Source organism: Actinoplanes sp. ATCC 53533 (genome assembly GCF_003947245.1).
Genome location: NZ_QHHV01000464.1, coordinates 1 through 4,556, shown reverse-complemented (window position 1 = coordinate 4,556; position 4,556 = coordinate 1). Strand labels below are relative to the sequence as shown.

The 4,556-nt window shown below is 64.4% G+C and carries 6 protein-coding genes and 1 pseudogene; 1 reads left to right on the top strand and 6 read right to left on the bottom strand.

From position 1 onward, the window contains the following. The 5 genes and pseudogenes from DMB66_RS59170 to DMB66_RS62175 all read right to left on the bottom strand — a co-directional run. Positions 1–406: pseudogene (locus DMB66_RS59170) on the bottom strand (hypothetical protein); the annotation flags it as partial. 495 nt (positions 407–901) lie between these two features. Beyond that, positions 902–1,729 carry a sensor histidine kinase gene (locus tag DMB66_RS63330; RefSeq protein ID WP_370321540.1) on the bottom strand — a complete coding sequence of 276 codons (828 nt, stop codon included), beginning with the start codon at positions 1,727–1,729 and terminating at the stop codon, positions 902–904. Further along, positions 1,704–2,312 carry a hypothetical protein gene (locus tag DMB66_RS63320; RefSeq protein ID WP_199753296.1) on the bottom strand — a complete coding sequence of 203 codons (609 nt, stop codon included), beginning with the start codon at positions 2,310–2,312 and terminating at the stop codon, positions 1,704–1,706. The genes DMB66_RS63330 and DMB66_RS63320 overlap by 26 nt, the downstream gene beginning before the upstream one ends. Next, positions 2,309–3,025 carry a response regulator transcription factor gene (locus tag DMB66_RS59160; RefSeq protein ID WP_125812634.1) on the bottom strand — a complete coding sequence of 239 codons (717 nt, stop codon included), beginning with the start codon at positions 3,023–3,025 and terminating at the stop codon, positions 2,309–2,311. Before DMB66_RS59160 ends, DMB66_RS63320 begins: the two co-directional genes overlap by 4 nt. A 473-nt stretch (positions 3,026–3,498) precedes the next feature. Beyond that, a complete protein-coding gene (locus tag DMB66_RS62175) occupies positions 3,499–3,651 on the bottom strand; it encodes a hypothetical protein (RefSeq protein ID WP_158647737.1) in 153 nt (50 codons plus the stop codon). On the opposite strand from DMB66_RS62175, the gene DMB66_RS62170 reads away from it, so the two are divergent. Further along, on the top strand, positions 3,623–4,207 hold the full coding sequence (locus DMB66_RS62170) for a class I SAM-dependent methyltransferase (RefSeq protein WP_255441682.1): 585 nt from the start codon (positions 3,623–3,625) through the stop codon (positions 4,205–4,207). The two genes, DMB66_RS62175 and DMB66_RS62170, sit on opposite strands and share 29 nt — an antisense overlap. 151 nt (positions 4,208–4,358) lie before the next feature. Here the strand turns inward: DMB66_RS62170 and DMB66_RS59150 are convergent. Continuing rightward, positions 4,359–4,556, bottom strand: a 198-nt coding sequence (locus tag DMB66_RS59150; protein WP_148112946.1) for a M23 family metallopeptidase, incomplete at its 5' end; no start/stop codon positions are given.

The following is a 4,556-nucleotide window of genomic DNA, read 5'->3' as shown; positions in this document are numbered from 1 at the left end:
GGCTGCTGCGCAGCGTGGACGACAGCACGGCGGCGTCGGCTACGTTCTCGACGAATGCTAGGGCGCGGTCGAGGTAGCTCCGCTGGTCCGTGGCGCGGAACATCGCGGTGCAGGCATCGACGGAGTAGGACAGGTTGTAGTGGTCCCAACTGTCCGCCGACCGGCTCATCGGCAGGCTGTTCTTGTATTCATGGTCCCAGCTCTGCATGAAGATGCTGGTCCAGTGTGCGACCGACTTGAGCCCGACCGACCGGCGCGGCGCGGGCGGCTCGGCCGGTAGCAGTTGCGTGACCGTCTGGTCGTCGGAGCCAGGGTGAGCGCTTGCGGCGGTCAGTGAACTCAGCGCCAGGATGAGTATGGCGCGGCGACCGACCTTTGCAGGGACGTGGAACTCTCTCGCCGTCATCGGTCTACCGCCTCCCGCTCGAACTCCGACGGATCGGGCGTCGCCGGCTCGACCGGGGTCACGCGGCCGCCGACCTGTTCAACCCGGCTTCGAAGCGTTCGAAGAGCAGATCCGGGACAACTGCTTGACCGCGAGGCGGTGCGCGGCTTCACGTACCGCCTTCGACAGCACATCGTCGCAGTGATGCCGCATGGCGTCCGCTCCTTGTTATGGCCAACTATCGGTGTCTGTACATCGAGATCCGCTGTTGAAGGATTGGGTCACGATTCGCCAGCGGGCGGTTAGGCCGCTGCCACTCGGCTCATCGACTTCATGCTCGGCTCGCCCTCGCTCATCGACTTCGTCCGGCGAGACATCCTCGTTCACCCTTGCAAAGCAGTGTGGGCGGCGCCAGTAGCGATTGTCATATGGAACATGAGCGACACTCACATCACATCGAGGACGGCGCCGGACGATCCTTAAGGGATTGAACTCGTGGCCGGTGAGTGCCGTTGGTCAGCTTCGATCGGTCCGTGCATCTGCGCGTGGTACGGGTTCTTGGCGTCCATCGACGGCCGGCGCACGTTCCAACCGTACGGTGGCGTTGATTCCACCGCCGGGCGCTGCGTTCAGCTCCGCTTCTCCGCCGCCGGCTCGGGCGAGTTGCCGTACGATCGTCAGTCCGAGGCCTGAGCCGTCGTTTTCCGAGTTCGTGGTGCGCCAGAATCGGTCGAATGCCCGGGCCCGATCTGCCTCATTCATGCCTGGGCCCTCGTCGATGATGTGCAACTCGACAGTGTCTGTCGTCGTTCTGTGTGTGATCGTGATGGTGGTCTGCAGGGGTGCGACTCGGACGGCGTTCGCAAGCAGGTTATCGATGATCTGCTCGACAGCGCCGGGGATTGCCCACGCGGCTCCCGCCGTGCCACCTGCCTGGTTGATGATGACTTGATGCTCCTCGGCGTACGCTGCCCAGCTATCCACACGGTCGGCGATGAGGTCGTCCAGGTCGATGCGGTCCCGGTCTCCTGCGCCCTCTTCGAGCCGGGCCAGGGCAAGCAATCCGTGGATCATGCGGGTCAGCCGGTTCACCTCGGCGATCGCCGCAACCACGTTGGCCTGGTGATCGTCGGACAGGTCGGGTTCGAGGTTCTCCAGCCTCAGGCGCAACGCGGTGAGTGGGGATTTGAGCTGGTGTGACGCGTCAGCCGCGAAGGACCGCTGCGCGCTGACCAGCCGATGTAGTCGGTGCGAGGTTTCAGTGAGGCGCTCCGCTAGCCGCCGTAACTCGGGCGGCCCGAAGTCCGCGCTGTGTAGGTCAGTGGCCTCGCCCTTGGCGAGCAGTGTGGTGGCGTCCTCGAGTGCGCGTACCGGCCGAGTGATCCAGCGGGCCAGCGCGAACCCGACGAGGGCGACGAGTGCGACGAGTCAGCACGCCGACCGCGCCGAGGATGAGCCACGCGCGATAGGCGGCGGCATCAACCAGATCAGTGGGATACGTAATCCGTAGTACTCCGCGCACCGTGGCCCCGGTATGCGCCGGCACCGCGACATACAACTCTGAGCCGCCGCTCGCGGTGCGGCGATACCCGACGGCGTGGCGGTTGGCCAGAGCTGCCGTGATTTCGGGTCCGGTCGTCGATGTCCTCGGTGTGGATGACGACAGCACCGCTCCGGCGGTGTTGATCACGAGGACCTGCGCGCCGGTCGCTCGTGCGTAGCCACCTGCGATCGCGTCCACCGGGCCTGGGCGGTTTTCCGCGATGTCCTGGCCGGCTTGGTCCGCCAGCACGACTGCGTCCCGCTCGACGTCGGCGGCGAAGCCGTCCCGTTCGTGGTGGGCGTAAACGAAGCCTAACGGTAACTCAAGGCCGAGGAAGATGAGGAACGTCAGCGAGAGGTAGCTGATGAGGATCCGCCGGGTCATGTGGTGTCCTCACTACCGTCGCCGCGTAGGGAAAGCCGAAAGCCCACCCCCCGGAGCGTCTCGATCCACGACGGATCGCCGAGCTTTCGTCGCAGCGCCGCGATGTGCACGTCAAGGGTCTTCGTCGGGCCGAAGAAGTTCGGACTCCACACCGCATCGAGGAGACGCTGCCGCGAATACACGGCGCCAGAGTCCTCGGCGAGAAGCGACAGGAGGTCGAACTCTTTAGGCGCAAACCCGACAAGCTCGCCACGGATACGCACCTGCCGGGTCCTTCGGTCGATCCGCAGATGCCCGAGCGTCTGCTCGGAACCCGCGTCTCGGGCGACAGCGCCGGATTCCATGGACGGGCGACCGGCCGCCGCACCAGATCGTCGAGCTACCGCCCTGATCCGAGCGATCAACTCCCGGATACCGAATGGTTTTGACAGGTAGTCATCCGCGCCGAGTTCCAAACCGAGGACCCGGTCCGTCTCCTCGCCACGCGCGGTGATCATGATGATCGGGGCCGATGAGCGTTCTCGAAGCTGCCGACAAACGTCGACCCCGTCGATGTCGGGCAGTCCAAGATCCAGCAGCACCATGTCTACAGGAGCCGCCGCGAGCGCCGCCGTACCAGTGCGCACCCGGTTGACATCGAAGCCATACCGAGTCAACCCGTCGGCCAGGGGCTCGGCGATGGCGTTGTCGTCTTCGATCAGCAGCACCCGCACTGCTTCAGCATGCCATTCGTGCCGTGGTTCCGATCTGGATCGACCACGTACCGGGCCAGCCACGAGAGCCCGAGGCGCCTCGGACGTCATGCTGGCCATGGCAGCCGGTACATCTCCGACAGATGCTCGGCCGATCGGCGATCAAATCCTGCCCGAACAGACGATTTGTACTCGTTGACTCTTTCCCTTTGCATAGGGCTGCTCGACGCGCTGATCCACCTCGGCACGAACCTTTACCGCGTTCTGGCCTTCCCCTGGTCTTCCCTTAACCTGGCGGCGCCTACTCTGAAACAACGGTCGACACAAATCGCTGCCCGATTCCAACGACCGCTGGGTCGACCGACACGGTCTGGGGATAGGCGAGAGGAAATAGACGGGAGGACAGCTCCATGAAACACCACGAAAATGCGGAACGTCTCAACACTGGCAGCCTCAATTTCGCGGGACGAGCCCGTCGTTTCTCCCAAGCACTGTCAACAACGCGACGCGACAAAGGCCTCATCGCCGCAGTCACGCTGGGCGCGTCGCTGATCGTTGAAATTGTGCTGCGTCCCATCACGCGCCGCCGCGACGACCGCCTCGACCATCGCCTCGGCGTTGGTACTCAGCGCGAGCCCGACCGTCAACAGGACTCCCCTCCGGGGGGCGGTAGCCGCTGCATACGGGGACGGCGTCGCATACTCCCCCACGCCGGGACATCAGTGTAAGAAGATTCTCCGAGACCTGCCGATCTCAACGCCAGACACGTTCCTCTTCCTCGACCTCGGCTCCGGGAAGGGCCGCACGCTGCTGTTGGCCGCCGAGCTGGGGTACAGACGAGTTGTTGGCGTTGAGTTCGACCCAGGTCTGGCGTCGACCGCGCGCAGCAACATCGAGGCGTATGAGGCCACCAGGCCAGCACGCGCGGGAGTCATCGAGATAGTTCAGGCCGACGCCGCCGGATACGACTTTCCTCCCGACCCAGCCGTCATGTTTCTGTTCAACCCCTTCGGCGAGGACACGCTGCGAGCGGTGATCAACAACCTTGAACGTTCCTTGCAGGCGAACCCTCGGCCGTTCTATATTGCGTACTACAACCCGATGCACCAAGACGTGCTCGATGCCTGTCATTTGATACGGCGCATCAGAACTCATGCCCGTTGGACAGCTTACGAATCTGTCCAACCGGTCGAATGCCGCTGATGCGACCGATCAACTTTCACGATCGGGTACCACCCGAGGACGATCGACCTGCGGAACGAAGCGACGAACCGAGGTGCGGCAGTCGCCGCGCGGATTCACGACTCGTGCTGATCTTCCACCTGCCACGACGGCAGCCGGCGCTCGCTGTGGGTCAAGACGAACAGCCCAGGTCGACACCGCGCTGCCGCATCCACGCCGTGGGTTCCACGGTGTTGTCCCAGCCTCCCTCGCGCACCTCGAAGTGCAGATGCGGGCCGGTGGAGTTGCCTGTCGAGCCTTCGGCGCCGATCGGTTCGCCGGCGTCGATCATGTCACCCGGTTGTACCTTCGCGACGGACAGGTGCGCGTA

Coding starts and splice junctions, on each gene's coding strand:
- DMB66_RS63320 (WP_199753296.1), bottom strand. CDS start 2,312: ATGACCCGGCGGATCCTCATCAGCTACCTCTCGCTGACGTTCCTCATC.